The sequence below is a fragment of the Roseivivax halotolerans genome (genome assembly GCF_900115815.1).
Lineage (GTDB): Bacteria > Pseudomonadota > Alphaproteobacteria > Rhodobacterales > Rhodobacteraceae > Roseivivax > Roseivivax halotolerans.
Genome location: NZ_FOXV01000016.1, coordinates 63,686 through 78,282, shown reverse-complemented (window position 1 = coordinate 78,282; position 14,597 = coordinate 63,686). Strand labels below are relative to the sequence as shown.

Annotated in this window: 15 protein-coding genes; 13 read left to right on the top strand and 2 right to left on the bottom strand. The window is 61.0% G+C overall.

All coding sequences use genetic code 11. The annotated features are described in order from the left end of the window. The 6 genes from BM171_RS16895 to BM171_RS16865 form a co-directional block, all read left to right on the top strand. Positions 1-426: ATP-binding protein DrrA1-3 family domain-containing protein (locus BM171_RS16895; RefSeq protein ID WP_245760315.1), on the top strand; the 426-nt coding region annotated here is incomplete at its 5' end. Next, positions 423-1,283 (top strand): ABC transporter permease, encoded by an 861-nt coding sequence (locus BM171_RS16890; protein ID WP_093015202.1) that lies wholly within the window; start codon positions 423-425, stop codon positions 1,281-1,283. The genes BM171_RS16895 and BM171_RS16890, both read left to right, overlap by 4 nt. A 364-nt stretch (positions 1,284-1,647) precedes the next feature. Continuing rightward, on the top strand, positions 1,648-1,989 hold the full coding sequence (locus tag BM171_RS16880; RefSeq protein ID WP_093015196.1) for an ArsR/SmtB family transcription factor: 342 nt from the start codon (positions 1,648-1,650) through the stop codon (positions 1,987-1,989). Then, positions 1,979-2,455 carry an SRPBCC family protein gene (locus BM171_RS16875; protein ID WP_093015193.1) on the top strand — a complete coding sequence of 159 codons (477 nt, stop codon included), beginning with the start codon at positions 1,979-1,981 and terminating at the stop codon, positions 2,453-2,455. Before BM171_RS16880 ends, BM171_RS16875 begins: the two co-directional genes overlap by 11 nt. A gap of 142 nt (positions 2,456-2,597) precedes the next feature. Further along, on the top strand, positions 2,598-3,230 hold the full coding sequence (locus BM171_RS16870) for a tyrosine-type recombinase/integrase (protein WP_093015190.1): 633 nt from the start codon (positions 2,598-2,600) through the stop codon (positions 3,228-3,230). A 552-nt stretch (positions 3,231-3,782) separates the two neighbouring features. After that, entirely contained in the window at positions 3,783-4,871 is a 1,089-nt protein-coding gene (locus BM171_RS16865; protein WP_093015187.1) for an ABC transporter ATP-binding protein, read from the top strand. On the opposite strand, the gene BM171_RS16860 is transcribed toward BM171_RS16865, so the two are convergent. Both BM171_RS16860 and BM171_RS16855 read right to left on the bottom strand, forming a co-directional pair. Beyond that, a complete protein-coding gene (locus tag BM171_RS16860) occupies positions 4,815-6,503 on the bottom strand; it encodes an ABC transporter permease (protein ID WP_093015184.1) in 1,689 nt (562 codons plus the stop codon). The genes BM171_RS16865 and BM171_RS16860 overlap by 57 nt on opposite strands. After that, complete coding sequence (locus tag BM171_RS16855) at positions 6,503-7,492, bottom strand: ABC transporter substrate-binding protein (RefSeq protein WP_093015181.1); 990 nt, start codon at positions 7,490-7,492, stop codon at positions 6,503-6,505. Before BM171_RS16855 ends, BM171_RS16860 begins: the two co-directional genes overlap by 1 nt. Positions 7,493-7,710: 218 nt before the next feature. Here BM171_RS16855 and BM171_RS16850 point away from each other — a divergent pair, with 218 nt between their 5' ends. The 7 genes from BM171_RS16850 to BM171_RS16820 all read left to right on the top strand — a co-directional run bounded on the left by BM171_RS16850 (position 7,711) and on the right by BM171_RS16820 (position 14,589). After that, positions 7,711-8,556, top strand: coding sequence for an arsenate reductase/protein-tyrosine-phosphatase family protein (locus BM171_RS16850; protein WP_093015178.1), 846 nt, complete (start codon positions 7,711-7,713; stop codon positions 8,554-8,556). 127 nt (positions 8,557-8,683) lie between these two features. Further along, positions 8,684-9,697 (top strand): ACR3 family arsenite efflux transporter, encoded by a 1,014-nt coding sequence (gene arsB / locus BM171_RS16845; protein WP_093015219.1) that lies wholly within the window; start codon positions 8,684-8,686, stop codon positions 9,695-9,697. Between the two features lie 3 nt (positions 9,698-9,700). Further along, the gene (gene arsC / locus BM171_RS16840; protein WP_093015175.1) at positions 9,701-10,099 is read left to right on the top strand and encodes an arsenate reductase (glutaredoxin); all 399 of its coding nucleotides are present in this window, start codon (positions 9,701-9,703) and stop codon (positions 10,097-10,099) included. Beyond that, positions 10,096-10,806, top strand: coding sequence for an arsenical resistance protein ArsH (gene arsH, locus BM171_RS16835; protein ID WP_093015172.1), 711 nt, complete (start codon positions 10,096-10,098; stop codon positions 10,804-10,806). The genes arsC and arsH overlap by 4 nt, the downstream gene beginning before the upstream one ends. A gap of 275 nt (positions 10,807-11,081) precedes the next feature. Continuing rightward, a complete protein-coding gene (locus BM171_RS16830; protein ID WP_139218731.1) occupies positions 11,082-11,993 on the top strand; it encodes a glycosyltransferase family 2 protein in 912 nt (303 codons plus the stop codon). A gap of 329 nt (positions 11,994-12,322) precedes the next feature. Continuing rightward, the gene (locus tag BM171_RS16825; protein ID WP_093015166.1) at positions 12,323-13,849 is read left to right on the top strand and encodes a CHAD domain-containing protein; all 1,527 of its coding nucleotides are present in this window, start codon (positions 12,323-12,325) and stop codon (positions 13,847-13,849) included. Continuing rightward, positions 13,846-14,589 carry a ParA family protein gene (locus BM171_RS16820; RefSeq protein ID WP_093015163.1) on the top strand — a complete coding sequence of 248 codons (744 nt, stop codon included), beginning with the start codon at positions 13,846-13,848 and terminating at the stop codon, positions 14,587-14,589. Before BM171_RS16825 ends, BM171_RS16820 begins: the two co-directional genes overlap by 4 nt. The last annotated feature ends 8 nt before the right edge of the window (positions 14,590-14,597 follow it).

Below are 14,597 nucleotides of genomic sequence, written 5' to 3'. Positions count from 1 at the left end.
GTGACAATCCTCCTCACAACTCAGTACCTCGAGGAGGCTGATCAACTCGCGGACCGGATCGCGGTCATCAACCACGGGCGCAAGATTGCCGAAGGTACCAGCCGCGAACTGAAGGCGGCCACCGGCTCGGGCGTCCTGCATGTCTCGCTCGCCGACCACGGCCAGATCGAGGCTGCGGCGGACCTGTTGTCTGAGCATCTCGGAAGCGCGGTGCAGCGCAGCCCGGAGGGTGCCGAGCTGTCGGTGCTGGCGGGCGATGCATCTGCGGCCAATGCGGCCGTCGCGGCGCTGATCTCCGGCGGGTTCGCGGTGGCCGACTTCCGAATGGGCGCGCCGAGCCTCGACGAGGTCTTCTTTGCCCTGACTGGCACGCCAGAGACTTCGGCCTCTGAGACGGTGTCCGAAAGAGAAAGGGCCCACTCATGACCGATCTGACTGCGGACGCGCCGGTCCCTCGGGGCCATGTAAAAGCTCCCGAGCCCGGACCACCTGGCATAGCGGCGCTTCGCCGAGTTCCTCCGCCGACCCCGCCCGGAGCACTGTCAAACGCGCTGGTCTTTGGCTGGCGCGCGATCCTGAAATTCCGCCATGTGCCGGAACAATTGTTCGACCTGATCATGACGCCGATCATGTTTACACTCCTGTTCACCTTCGTCTTCGGGGGAGCGCTGGCGGGATCGACGGGCGACTATCTGCAGTATTTCCTGCCGGGAATTCTAGTGCAGACCGTCGTGTTCAACTCGGTCTACTCCGGCATGGGTCTATCTACGGATTTCCAGAAGGGCCTGTTCGATCGCTTCCGCACCCTGCCGATCTGGTCGCTTGCCCCGTTCGCAGGTCTGATGGTCGGGGACGTCCTGCGCCACCTTATCGCCGGCGGGATCATCTTGGGCATCGGGCTCGCCCTTGGCTACCGTCCGGAAGCGGGTCTGATTGGCACGCTCGCGGCCTTTGCCATGCTGTTGACGATCGGCTTTGGCATGGGCTGGGTGTTCATCGTACTTGGTCTTCTGGTGCGAACGCCGATGACGGTGATGACGCTGGGATTTACTATCCTGTTTCCGATCACCTTCGCTTCCAACATCATGGTCGATCCAGCGACGATGCCAAGCTGGCTCTGCAGCTTTGTCGAGGTGAACCCGGTCTCCCTGATGACGACTGCCCTGCGAGGCTTGATGTCAGGCACAGCCAGCCTGTCGCAGATCGGGCTCGCCTTGATCGCGCCGGTCGTCTTGACGATGGCCCTGGCACCTGTCGTGCTATGGCTCTACCGCCGCAGGTGAGGCGGTTGGGTTTAGGAGGACCGAAGAGGCATCCGACCTTTTTCACATAGTCATCCCAGACGATTGTTGCGCGAGTTGATGGATTGCTGAGAAGCTGCCCGTGAGCGCATTGACCTGCGCCGTTTTCGTCGAGATCGGCCCACAGCTGCCGTTCACCTCTACTATCGATGCCGAGGCGCGGCCGATCGCCCCGATCATTCGCCGCGGTCGCGAGATCGAGGCATCCCCGAACTCACGCTCTGCGGACAAAGCGGTCTTTTCTCGTCCACTAACAAACGACAAACCTCACTCAGTTTGCACTTACTTTGCGTAGGACGGTATTAAACCCTTTGACTAATTAACAAATAAGTTTAATAAGTGAGCCATGGAGAAGGACAGCCAACTTGATGCAGCTTTCGCAGCTTTGGCGCACCCGGTGCGACGGGCGATACTTGCGCGTCTGACGCAGGGCGAGGCGACGGTGAATGCCCTCGCCGAGCCCTTCGATATGAGCTTGCCAGCTATATCCAAACATATTCGGGTCTTGGAGAAGGCAGGGTTAGTTTCTCGCGGGCGCGACGCTCAGTTTCGACCATGCAGGCTCAACGTCGACCCATTGAAGACTGTGGTCGGCTGGACTGATCAATATCGTCACATCTGGGACGCACGGTTCGACGCCATGAACGACATTCTGGCCACGATGAGGGACACAAAAGATGAGCCATGAAAAATCTTGGGTTAAGATCGAGCGCCATCTCGACGCGCCAATCGAGGACGTCTGGCGTATGTGGACTGACCCAAATCTATTCAAGACATGGTATGGCCCGAACGGTATGTCGGTCCCTGTTGCCGAGATGGACTTGACGATCGGAGGCACACGCAAGGTCTGCATGGAAATGCAATCTCCAGAGCGCTCGATGTCGATGTGGTTCATCGGTGTATTCAAGGAAATCAGAGAACCGACCCGCCTCGTTTACACCGAAAGCATGTGCGAGGAAGACGGAACGCTGATCTCGCCACAAGCGATGGGCATGCCCGACGGGCATCCCGACATCACCGAAGTCATTGTAGAACTGTCGGAAGAAGACGGCAGAACGATAATGAAAATGGTGCATGTTGGCGTCCCGGAGGGATCGGCCGGCGAAGGTGGTTGGAGCCAAGCCTTTGACAGCTTGGAGAGACGACTGGGTTAGCCGATATTCGCTCCAACTGCAGTATCGGTCAGTTTGGGCTCCGAGCAGCCATTCGTGCAGCGCTCCCGTGGTAGCGTGGTAGGATCGCCCTGCCGACATGATGTCGGTGTTGCGGAGGATGGGGCGGACCGGAGGATCCACCATGCCCACCACAAACCTCCCTGCCATCCGCCTTCGGAGATCAGCCTGGAACAGAGGCCGCATCGTCGGCCAGAAACGACCGCTTATGCCGAAACATGTCTGGGCCATTAGCGTGCGCCTCGAAATCGCTAACCGGGTTCGGGATCTCGCCCTCTTCAACACTGCCATCGACAGCAAACTGCGCGGATGCGATCTCGTCAGTCTCAAGGTGGCGGACGTGTTTGCGGCCGGACAGGTCAAAGAGCGTACATCAGTCAACCAGAGCAAGACCAAGCAACCGGTGCGGTTCGAGATCACCGAGGGCACACGCAGGTCGATCGCAGCGTGGCTTCAGGATCCAGCCATGATCGGTTCCGAGTATCTCTGGCCCGGGCGCTTTCACGAGCGTCTGCACATTTCGACGCGCCAGTATGCCCGGCTCGTGCGCGATTGGGTGACCTCGGTCGGCCTTGAGCCGAGTGCCTACGGGACCCATTCCATGCGGCGAACCAAGGTCGCACAGATCTACCGCAAGACAGGAAACCTGCGGGCGGTTCAGCTTTTGCTGGGCCATACCAAGATGGACAGCACTGTCCGCTACCTCGGCGTTGAGCTGGAGGATGCGCTGGCAATTTCCGAGGCGGTGGAAATGTAACAAGCTGGGCCGTCTTCACGGACGGCCCAAAAGCGACGTTGGCCCTGAGAGCGGAAGCCGCATCACAGCTTCTCCGAAGGAGTTATTGATCCAGATTGGAATGCCCTTTCTAAAACTGGATTGGACAACATCTATCAATTTGAGGTCAGTTCTTTTGATCGGCTGTGCGATCTTGCTGTTCGAGCCAAACGACTAAACCGCGGCCATCTGCCCAATCTCATCGGTCTCGGCAATGAACTTTGTCCTGATGTTTCTACTTGTGCTGGTATGTCATCCAGTTGTCATTGCTGAGCATTGTTGCGCCAACGGAGCGTGGCTTAGAGGCGCATATTCGACACTCCGATGGAATGTTGCGATGGTTGTACACACACGCAGCGTTGACAGAATCCTGCGAACGGCGACCTTGGTTGCAGGGCTTACTTCAGCAGTGACATCAAGATCACTGTGTGGCTCAGCCAAGGGCGGGGCATATCGTGTCACTCGGGCAGATGGTAACTATAACCCATCCTTTATGGACCTGCTCCCAGCGAAAGTGATCCGAGGAAGAATGTCATGCCAATTTCTCTTTCAGATCTCCGCAAGAGCTATGACGGCCGGGACGCCGTTGCAGGCGTAACGGTCGACATCGAAGCGGGCGAGTTCTTCGTCGTGCTCGGTCCTTCGGGATGCGGGAAATCCACGCTGTTGCGACTGATTGCCGGGTTGGAGCGCCCGGACGGCGGCGAGGTGAAGCTTGATGGAAACACCGTCTCTGCGCCGGGCAGGCACCTTCCGCCCGAAGATCGCGATGTCGGCGTCGTGTTCCAGTCCTACGCGCTCTGGCCTCATATGGATGTGCGCGACAACGTGGCTTTTCCGATCGAGAGCGCCGGCCGCGCGCGCAACGTAGCCCGGAGCGAAGCCGAGACCCACCTGCGCACGGTGGCGTTGACGGAATTCGCCGCCCGAAAACCGGCTGAGCTTTCGGGCGGACAGCGGCAGCGCGTCGCGTTGGCCCGGTGCCTCGCAGGCGGCGCGAAGACGATCCTGATGGATGAACCGCTCGCGAACCTCGACCCGCATCTGCGCGCCAGCATGGAAGAAGAAATCGCCGCGTTTCACGCCCGAGCCGGTGCCACGACGATCTACATCACCCACGATCAGCGCGAGGCGATGGCGCTCGCGACCCGCGTGGCCGTTATGGGCGAAGGGCGCTTTCTGCAGGTGGCGACGCCCGAGGATCTGCATGATCGCCCTGCCACGGCAGAGGTCGCGCGGTTTATCGGCCGCTCGGCGCTCTTGCCCGGGGTTTATTCCGGCTCCGGTCATGCCCGCGTGGCGGCGCACGACATCGCGGTAAATGCACCCGAAGAAACAGCGCTTGGCCCGGTCACGCTGGTTATTCGTCCAAACGACGTGCGCCTTGGCGAAGGACCGCTTCGCGGGCGTCTTGATCGGGTATTCTATCGCGGCGGCATGTGGGAGGCTTTGGTCGAAGTCGATGGGCTGGGCGAGGCTCTGCCTGTTTCAAGCAGGCGACGCCTGGCAAACGGCGAGGTGCTGGACCTCTCGATCACGGGTGGCTGGGTTCTTCCGGAGCCACCGTCAGAGGCGCCAGGGCACCACGCCGGGGGGCAATCGACGCCCGAGTTGGTCGAGTAGCGTCATCAGGACCACCGTTGCCAATACTGTGATCGTGGACATCGCCGCTGCCAGCGTCGTGTAGCCGCCGTCCTCATAATTGAAGATCGTCGTTCCGATCGTCTCATTTCCGCGCGACCAAAGGAGCGCCGAGACCGTGATCTCGTTATAGGCGGTCAGGAAGACGAGAATCGCGCCCGAGGCAGCGGCAGGCGCCATGAGCGGCAGATGCACGCGAAAAAGACGCCGGGCAAAGCGTGCGCCTGCGACCCGCGCGGCATCATCAAGCGCGGGGTCGAGTTGCCCAGCGGCCGCTGCGACCGGCTTCAGCGCAACCGCGAAATAGGCGGTGAGATACGCGAGGAAGATCAGCGTGAGCGTGTTGTAGAGTGATAGGCCCGTGCCAAGCACGGGGCGGATGTACACCAGAATGAAGGCGATGGAGATCACGAGACCCGGTATGGCGTAGCTGATCTCTGCCAAGGTCATCGTGATCCCGCTGGTCGCGCGGCCGGCGCGCTCGCGCCGCGCGCCGAAATGGGCCACGAGCGCCGAGAGCGCGGCAAGCGTCAGCGCGGCCGCACCCGCGATAAGCGTCGAATTGGCAAAAGCGCGCGCGGTCGCGTCCTGCCGCAAGATGACCTCGGCGAAGTTGTCCCAAGTGATCGTGGCCAGCGTAAGCGGCACACCGTAGGTCGGCACGAGCGCCGTCGCCACGAGCGAGATGAGTGGCAGGGCGAGCGTGGCCACGACGAAGATGGCAAGAGCGCCTTCCCAAAGCGGCCGCGCCCGGCCAAGCCCGATCGCGAGGGCCGGCTGCGGCGGACCGATCAGGCCCGCGCGGACGATCCTCTGAAGCCAGGTCTGCAGCGCCACGGACAAAACAGCGATCAGCGCGAGGATCATGGCGAGCACCGCCACGTCCGTCAGCACGCTCGGACCGAAGCCCGCGAGCCTTCGCCAGATCAGAACCGGCATCGTCACATAGCGCCCGGGGATGCCAAGAAGCGCGGGAATGCCGAAATTCCCGAGCGCAGAGACGAAGGCCAGCGCAAAGGCCGCGACGAGCGACGGCGCGAGCAGCGGAAGCAGGATGCGGCGCAAAAGACGTCCCGGCCGGGCGCCCGCGATCCGGGCGGCCTCGCTGACCTCTCGCGGCAGGCCACGGAGCGCGGCCAGCATCACGAGGAATACGAGAGGCGTGTGTTGGATCGTCAACAGCAGGATCACCCCTTCGCGCGAATAAAGCGGATGGGCCGCGCCGATTTCGGGCGCGATCCCGAGAGCGCCAAGGACCGGGCTCGATGGCCCGAGCGCCTGAATCCACGAGATCGCCGTTACATGCGGCGGGATCATCATCGGCAGGAGCAACAGGAAGACTAGAATGCCCTTGGCGCGAAGGTTTGTCAGCCCGATGGCAAAGGCGAGCGCGGTGCCGAGAACGAGCGCGAGCAGCGCGGATGCAAGTCCGCTCTCGAGACTGTTCCAGAGCGCGCGGCGGGTCGCATCACTCTCGAGCGCCTCGGCGAGCGGTCCGATCCCGCCCGACAGGCCGGTCCAGAGAAGGCGGGACAGCGGCAGCAGGAATATTCCTGCCGCCGCAGCAATGAGGGCGGCGAGCGCAAGCCGCTCACCGTCAAGACGCGCCCGCATCAGCCGCCGAACATGTCGGCGAAGCGCTCCTTGTAGGGCTGATCGTTCGCGAGCGCCTCAGCCGGGTCGAAGTTGATCACCTGGATTTCCGACCGGTCGGGGAAGTAGTCGGGCGCGGCCACGTCCGGGTGCGCAGGCAGGTAGCCCTGGCTGGCGGCAAGCTCTTGCCCTTGGACTGAAAGCAGAAAGTCGACGAACGCCTGGGCTGCCTCGACGTTCTCGGCCGTGTCCAGGATCGCGACAGGCTCGGTCACTGCCGAGACGCCCTCTTCGGGGAAGACGAAGCCCACCGGTGCGCCGTCCTGAATGTTACGGAGTGCGAGAAAGTCCACCACGAAGCCATAAAGTGCCTCCCCGCCGGCAACTGCGCGGTAGGTGCCGCCGTTGCCACCTTGGGCGATCGCGCCCTGGTCGGCGAGGCCTTGATAATAGTCCCAGCCAAGCTCCGGGATCGAGGTCAGCGAGAACATGTGGATCGTGGCGGCACCCGATTCCAGCGGAGACGGCATGACGATGTTGTTCGTCGCAGCCTCATCCAGAAGGTCGGAATAGCTCGATGGGACCATCTCGGCGGCCGTGTTGTAGACGATGCCGGTGGTGATGAGCTTGGTCGAGAAATAGTACCCCTCTGGGTCCATGAGGCCGGCATCGTAGGCCGAGACATCCGCCTCGGGATAGGCCATCAGGCGACCTTCCTGCTCGAGCGCCTCCATCGTCACCGTGTCGGCAATCAGAAGCACGTCGGGCTGCGGCTGGCCGGCCTCGAACTCGGCGCGCAGGCGAGCCATCATCTGGGTCGTGCCGTCGCGGACCCAATCCACCTCGACATTCGGATAGACCTCGTTGAAGGCATCGACGGTTGTCTGCGCGTCCTGATCGGGCTGCGAGGTGTAAAGCACGAGCGTGCCGGTCACGTCCTCGGGGTTCTGCGCGAGCGCGGGTGCGGCACCGAGAGCGAGGACAAAGGCGATACAAGTCGTGGATTTCATGGTGGTCTCCCGATTGGATGATGCCTGCGCCGATAACAGCGGGATGTGACAGTCCTGCGAACCGACCAGCCCGATGTCTTCGATGCACGCCTTATCCTAAGCCGGTAGGGTCCGCGACCGGCCTTCTTTCTTGGTAAAAGTCGTCGCTGGCCGCTGACCGACAGCCGCGCCCGATAATCGTCGCTTGTCGCTTCATTTATTTCATATATTCTCGAAATATGGAATCAGATGTCGTTCTTAAACTCACCACCCTCGGCCACACACAGCGGCTTGCGATCTTTCGCCTGTTGATACGGCGTGTTCCGGATGCGGTGCCAGCCGGCGAAATCGCTGAAGCGCTCGGGATAAAGCCATCGACCTTGTCCTCCTACCTGAGCGCCCTGACGCAAGCTGGGCTTGTGACGCAGCGCCGGAAGGGAACGTCGCTGCTCTACAGCGCGAACCTCGATGGGGCGCAGACGATGATCGACACCCTGTTTCTCGATTGCTGCCGGGGGCGCCCGGATCTTTGCCTGTCTCTCACCTCGTCTTCGCGTGATGGAGCCAAACCCATGTCTGACCGGAAATTCAACGTCCTGTTCATCTGCACCGGTAATTCCGCCCGGTCGATCTTCGCTGAGTCCATCCTTCGCAAGGAAGCGGGCGACCGTTTCGAGGTCTTCTCTGCCGGGACGCGGCCATATTCCGAGCTTAATCCCTTCGCGCTCTCGGTTCTGAAGGACAAGGGACATGACGTCTCGGTCCTGCGTGCGAAGAACGTGAGCGAATTCCAGGGTCCCAGCGCGCCGGATCTCGATTTCGTCTTCACCGTCTGCGACCAAGCCGCCAACGAGGATTGTCCGGCATGGACCGGCCAGCCCATCAGCGCGCATTGGGGCATGCCCGACCCGGTCAAGGCGGAAGGCACCGAGGCGCAGAGGAGCCTCGCATTCCAGCAGGCCTATGGCGCGCTCCGCAATCGCATCACAGCGTTCACGGCGCTGCCGCTTGACACGCTGGACCGGATCTCGCTGCAGAAAGCTGTCGATCGCATTGCGGGACTGGACGCTGGCGCCGACGCCTGAGGCACTGTCCCTATCACCTATACATCAGCGCCACAGGCCTGGAGCATACACGCAGAAGACATGCCTTGGGCTTTCCTTTCGACAGGAGACAATATTGGCCGAAACGACGCATTCCGCCGCGCCCGCGATGGGCGGCTTCGAACGATGGCTGAGCCTTTGGGTGGCGCTCGCCATGATCGCGGGCATTGCCATCGGTCAGATCGCGCCCGGTCTCGTCGAGGCGATCGCCGCCGCCGAGGTGGCGCAGATCAACCTCGTCGTCGCGGTGCTGATCTGGGCGATGGTCTACCCGATGATGGTCGGCGTCGATTTTGGCGCAATCGCGGGTGTCGCGAAGCAACCCAAGGGTCTGCTCGTCACACTGGCAGTGAACTGGCTCATCAAGCCTTTCACGATGGCCGGGCTCGCCGTCCTTTTCTTCGAGGTGGTCTTCGCGCCGTTCATCGCGCCCGAGGATGCCGCGCAATACATCGCCGGTCTTATTCTCCTGGGCGCGGCGCCCTGCACGGCAATGGTCTTCGTCTGGTCTCAACTGACGCGCGGCGACGAGACCTACACGCTCGTGCAGGTCTCTGTGAACGATCTCATCATGATCTTCGCTTTCGCACCCATCGTCGCGCTGCTGCTCGGCGTGACCGAGATCGAGGTGCCGTGGGAGACGCTGGTGCTTGCCACGCTTCTCTATGTCGTGCTGCCGCTCGCGGCGGGGCTGATCACGCGGCGTTTGCTGGGAAGCCAGGCAAGGGTCGACGCCTTCACCACGCGTGTGAAACCCGCCTCGATCATCGGGCTCGTAGCGACCGTTGCGATCCTCTTCGGCTTGCAGGGCAGCGTGATCCTGGACCGGCCGCTTGTCATCCTGCTGATTGCCGTACCGATCCTGATCCAGAGCTACGGTATCTTCGCCCTCGCCTATGGCGCGGCCTGGTGGCTGCGCGTGCCGCACAAGATCGCCGCGCCCTGCGCGATGATCGGGACGTCGAATTTCTTCGAACTCGCCGTCGCGGTTGCGATCAGCCTCTTCGGGCTCAATTCCGGGGCTGCGCTTGCGACGGTCGTCGGCGTGCTCGTCGAAGTGCCGGTGATGCTTTCCCTCGTCGCGTTCGCCAACCGCACCCGCCGGCGGTTTCCCGAGGCATGATTTATGACGACGATCTATCATAATCCGGACTGCGGCACGTCGCGGAACGTTTTGGCCATGATCCGGCAGTCGGGGTCCGAGCCGGAAATCATCCTCTACCTCGAGACTCCGCCAAGCCGAGAGCGGCTGATCGCGCTCATCGCCGAGATGGGTCTTTCGCCCCGCGACCTCCTGCGCCGGAAAGGCACACCCTTCGATGAGCTCGGGCTCGACGACCCAACGCTCTCGGACACCGATCTGATCGATGCGATGATGGCGCATCCGATCCTGATCAATCGTCCCATCGTCATCGCCGCAAAAGGCACGAAGCTTTGCCGGCCGTCCGAAACGGTACTCGAGATCCTCGAGAACCCCGATATCGGCCCGTTCACCAAGGAAGACGGAGAGGTGGTGATCCCGTGACTGACCTGCCCAATATCGATCCCGACCAGCTTCAACCAATCGACTTCCGAGAGTACGCAAGCGGCGACGATGATGGTCACGCGCCGCGCATTCTAATCCTGCATGGCTCTCTGCGCGCGCGGTCCTATTCGCGACTGGTCGCCGAAGAGGCGGGCCGACTGCTGGCTCACTGGGGCGCGGAGGTCCGTCACTTCGACCCCACCGGCCTGCCTCTGCCCGACGGCGCCGCAGCCGATAACCCGAAGGTCGTTGAACTGCGCGAGCTTGCGACATGGTCCGAAGGGATGGTCTGGTCCTCGCCCGAACGTCACGGCGCGATGTCGGCTGTGATGAAAGCTCAGATCGACTGGATTCCGCTATCGCTGGGCGGAGTGCGCCCGACGCAAGGCAAGACATTGGCGGTCTGCCAGGTCTGCGGCGGCTCGCAAAGCTTCAACGCTGTCAATCAAATGCGGATCCTTGGGCGCTGGATGCGTATGGTCACGATCCCGAACCAATCATCGGTGCCGAGGGCCTGGGACGAGTTCGACGAGGCAGGCCGGATGCGCCCCTCCCCTCTTTACCTTCGCATCGTCGATGTGATGGAGGAGCTCATGAAGTTCACCTACATGGTGCGCGGCCGCTCGGCTGCCCTGACAGACCGATATTCCGAGCGTGTAGAAAGTGCGTCGCAGCTGTCGAAACGGGTCAATCAGTCGAGGCTGTGACTGGCCGAAGCGGCTCTGCCAATCATCTCTGGATACGCAAGGGGGCGGTAATCAGGGTATAGCAGAGGATTTCTCCAGAAGCGACCGCCACCTTTTGAGCTTAGCATTGCTATGCCCGGCCGTTAGCATCATGCCGGGTGGCAAATAGAATCACAGCACATATCCTCGTTGCCAAAAGACGCGCATCTCATGCATGTCGGGATTATCTGATCTATTGCGTCAAAAATCCAAATTCGTGCTTGGCGACGTCTGTCCGAAAAAGTGAAAAACGCAAGATGCTGAAAAGACTATTCAAGAAGCGAAAAGTCGGAGACTCCGAGCGCGCCAAGATCGGTGCCGCTTGGCAGTCAAAAATAACTCAAACATCCCCATCTTCAGATCCACTTGTCATATTCGCCATCCCTCTGATTGGTAAAAGACGGGCGAATGATTGGAACCAGGTGCAACGCAACCTCGTGCGGACCATCGCCTCAATCCGCAATCAGACAAGCGACCGGTGGGTCGTTTACATTTGCGGCCAGACGCGGCCCGAGAGGATCGAGTTCGATGAGAAGGTTCGCTTCGTCAAATTCAACAAGATCAAGCTGCCGATCCTGGAAAAAGGCGTGTTCGGTTACGATCAAGGTGACAAGCGCGTCATGCTCATCGACACCGCATTGCGCAATCACTCAGGCGAGGACGGCTATTACGCTCGGTGGGATGGAGACGACCTCGTCCACCCGGAGGCGGTCGCGTATATCCATTCCGACAATAACGGCCGAGGCTATCTTGTCGAACGCGGCATCATGGCGGATCTCGATGAAGGCCATTTCGGGCAGTTGGGCGATCCGGCGATACCGAACAGCAAGCCCTTCTGGCGCTTGTGCGGATCCTCAAGCTTCGTGCGTTTCGATTTTCGATCCCAGCCCAAGCTGTGGCGCGAGCAATTGATGCGCCATTCGTCCCACAAGGGATTGGTTAAATGGATGGAGGCGAGCGGCCTGCCCCTGACCCCTATTCCCTTCGATGCGGCGATCTATAGCTATAACAACGGTGAGAACATGAGTACCCGGAAAGGCTCTGGGCAAAGGGGCAAGCACATCAAGGACAACCAACTGATGCCGGACGCGGTCGCCCAGGTGCGCGAGACGTTCGATCTCGACCGGATATTGGCTTTGTCGGGTCGGACCTCTGAAGTGGTTAGCTGAGGACGGGTTGGTCTTGTTTGGACAAAGCACGGCATTCAGGCTTTGACGATCCGACGCCCCTGTTCAAACGACGTTGAGGGCGGGGGAAACCACCAGATTCTTCCGATCGGGTCCGTAGCGGTATAGAGAGTTTTGCTCTCTTCGAAGCTGTGTAAGTGTAGCTCTTCTCTGACTGAAATGAACGGCTCTGAGGGCGCAACTCATCGGTGACGCTACGCGCCGTGCGTCTTTTGTTGTTGCCGCAGCGGCCCTTTCCATGCCAAACGCACAGCCTTTCGGTTTGTGCGTCCCTCGCCGCACGCTCGAGGAGACATGGTGCAGAGATCTTAATGACATCACATATCTCATATTGGATCGCCGGCGACCCGCGCCCAGCCTTCAAGACCGCCCGGTTCGGAAAGGATCGGCTGGTACCGCTGCAGGAAGCAGCTGAAACGCCTGCAATACTACATGACACTTTCGACGGACAGGTGGCGTCGGCGGGCTGCATGCTTCTGTCCGAAGGCGATGAGCTGATCCTGCTCGGTATCGTCAAGCCTATTCGCCAGACTGGCTCCGCGCCGGGTTTCGTGTCCGACATGGAATCCGGTCCCGTGCGCGACGCGCTTGCTGGCTTCGTCTCCTCCTTGAGGCGGCTCAGCCCTCTGGGTGAGGTCGTAATAGTACGTCAGCCGATGGCGCTGCTCGACGATCTCGACAAGACTCTGGCACGGGGCGATCTTACGGTCCTAACTGCCAAGGAGGGCGGCTCGGCGGCCTATCTGAGCGCGACGCCGCTACGTGGTTACGACAAAGCTCTCGGACGGCTGTCCAGCGGCCTCGCGGAGATCAGAGTCTCGGGTCTCCTCGATGCTCGCGGCGCGGTGTCCACGCTTCTACCCGCGGCGCTCCGCCAGGACCTGAAACCCGAGATAGAAATGACGGCCGGTACCACCGCTTTCCGCGCCGCAACCGACATCATCGACGCCCAACTTGATCTCGCCCGGGCACACGAGCCGGGAACCATTGCCGATGTGGACAGCGAATTTCTGCACCAGTATCGAGTTGCGCTACGAAAGGTGCGCTCGGTGCTCTCGCTCTTCAAAGGTGTCTACGCGCCTGAAGAGACCGCTGACCTCAAGGCGCGGTTCGGCGCGCTCATGGCGCAGACGGGCACCTTGCGCGACCTCGATGTCTATCTGATCGAACGCGAAAGCTACTTGGCACTTGTGCCCGAGCCGCTGCGCCCGGGTCTCGAGCTGCTCTTCGAGGATATCGCGGCAGACCGCGCCAAAGCGCAGGAAGCACTCGCCCGTCATCTCGAAAGCGATGATTATTCAAGGGAAATGCGTCGTCTGCAGAAGCGTTTTGCCAAGGACGGGAAGAAGCTCGCGAAAGGTCCGGAAGCAGAAAGGAAGGCCCGCGATCTCGCTCGCCAGCTTATCTGGAAGCGGTACCGCAAAGTCTGCAAGATTGCCGGTTCGATCGATGCCTCCACACCCGACGCGCAGGTCCACGAGCTCCGCATTCACTGCAAGAAGCTTCGATATCTGATGGAATTCTTCACGCCGATCTTCCCCGAAGCAGAGATCAAACCTTTGCTCAAGGCGCTGAAGCGGCTTCAGGACGTGCTCGGTACCTTCAATGATTGCGCGGTCCAGAAGGATGCCCTCGCAGGCCGGCTCGAAGCCGGAGACGGTCGTCGAAGCGCTCGAAAACTCGAAATCGCCAAGAGCCTTGGCGCGCTTCTGACCGTGCTCGATCAACGCCAGCGGTCCGCCCGGAGCGAGGTTGAGGCGCGGTTCGCCGCCTTCAATTCTCCAGCCACACGGGCCGGCTTCGCCAAGCTCTTCAAGTCTGCCGGAGCCAAGCCATGAAGATTATCGCGTGCTATTCGAACAAGGGTGGGGTTGGGAAGACCGCCACCTCGGTTAACCTTGCACAGTCGATTGCCGAGGCAGGCCACCGGGTGCTGCTCTGCGATCTCGACCCGCAAGGGGCATCGGGCTTCTACTTTCGCGTGAAGCCTTCGAAGGCCCTGAAGGACGAGCAGTTTTTCAAGGACGTCAAACGCTTCACGGACGCAATCCGCGGCAGCGATTACGACAATCTTGACGTGTTACCGGCGAATATGAGCTTTCGAGATTTCGACATTTTCCTTTCTCGGATGAAGAATTCCCAGTCTCGACTGAAGAAGGCGCTGAAAGCTGGGGGCACCGAGTATGACATCGTCGTGCTGGATTGCCCGCCGAACATCTCGACGCTGTCGGAGAACGTCTTCCGTGCATCCGATGCGATCGTCGTACCGGTGATACCGACGACACTCTCCGAGCGCACGTTCGAGCAGCTCCTGCATTTCTTCAAAGAGAAAAAGCTCGTCCGAAAGAAGATCCTCGGCTTTTTCTCGATGGCGCAGGGCTCCAAGACCTTGCACGGCGAAACGATGGCACGCATGCGCAAGACGCATGGGAAGCGGCTGCTCGACGTGACGGTTCCTTTCGCGACCGATGTCGAGAAGATGGGCATTCACCGCGCGCCGGTCTCGACCTTCGCACGCTCGAGCGCTGCGGCGAAAGCCTATGACGCACTCTGGCGCGATGTGATGGACCGGCTGTGAGGAGCGAC

Bases quoted from the DNA above. Each gene is read 5' to 3' on its own strand.
- BM171_RS16875 (WP_093015193.1), top strand. From the start codon at position 1,979: ATGAGCCATGAAAAATCTTGGGTTAAGATCGAGCGCCATCTCGACGCG.
- BM171_RS16830 (WP_139218731.1), top strand. From the start codon at position 11,082: ATGCTGAAAAGACTATTCAAGAAGCGAAAAGTCGGAGACTCCGAGCGC.
- BM171_RS16825 (WP_093015166.1), top strand. From the start codon at position 12,323: ATGACATCACATATCTCATATTGGATCGCCGGCGACCCGCGCCCAGCC.
- arsB (WP_093015219.1), top strand. From the start codon at position 8,684: ATGGGCGGCTTCGAACGATGGCTGAGCCTTTGGGTGGCGCTCGCCATG.
- BM171_RS16870 (WP_093015190.1), top strand. From the start codon at position 2,598: ATGCCCACCACAAACCTCCCTGCCATCCGCCTTCGGAGATCAGCCTGG.
- BM171_RS16880 (WP_093015196.1), top strand. From the start codon at position 1,648: ATGGAGAAGGACAGCCAACTTGATGCAGCTTTCGCAGCTTTGGCGCAC.
- BM171_RS16855 (WP_093015181.1), bottom strand. From the start codon at position 7,492: ATGAAATCCACGACTTGTATCGCCTTTGTCCTCGCTCTCGGTGCCGCA.
- BM171_RS16850 (WP_093015178.1), top strand. From the start codon at position 7,711: ATGGAATCAGATGTCGTTCTTAAACTCACCACCCTCGGCCACACACAG.
- arsC (WP_093015175.1), top strand. From the start codon at position 9,701: ATGACGACGATCTATCATAATCCGGACTGCGGCACGTCGCGGAACGTT.
- BM171_RS16890 (WP_093015202.1), top strand. From the start codon at position 423: ATGACCGATCTGACTGCGGACGCGCCGGTCCCTCGGGGCCATGTAAAA.
- BM171_RS16860 (WP_093015184.1), bottom strand. From the start codon at position 6,503: ATGCGGGCGCGTCTTGACGGTGAGCGGCTTGCGCTCGCCGCCCTCATT.
- BM171_RS16820 (WP_093015163.1), top strand. From the start codon at position 13,846: ATGAAGATTATCGCGTGCTATTCGAACAAGGGTGGGGTTGGGAAGACC.
- BM171_RS16865 (WP_093015187.1), top strand. From the start codon at position 3,783: ATGCCAATTTCTCTTTCAGATCTCCGCAAGAGCTATGACGGCCGGGAC.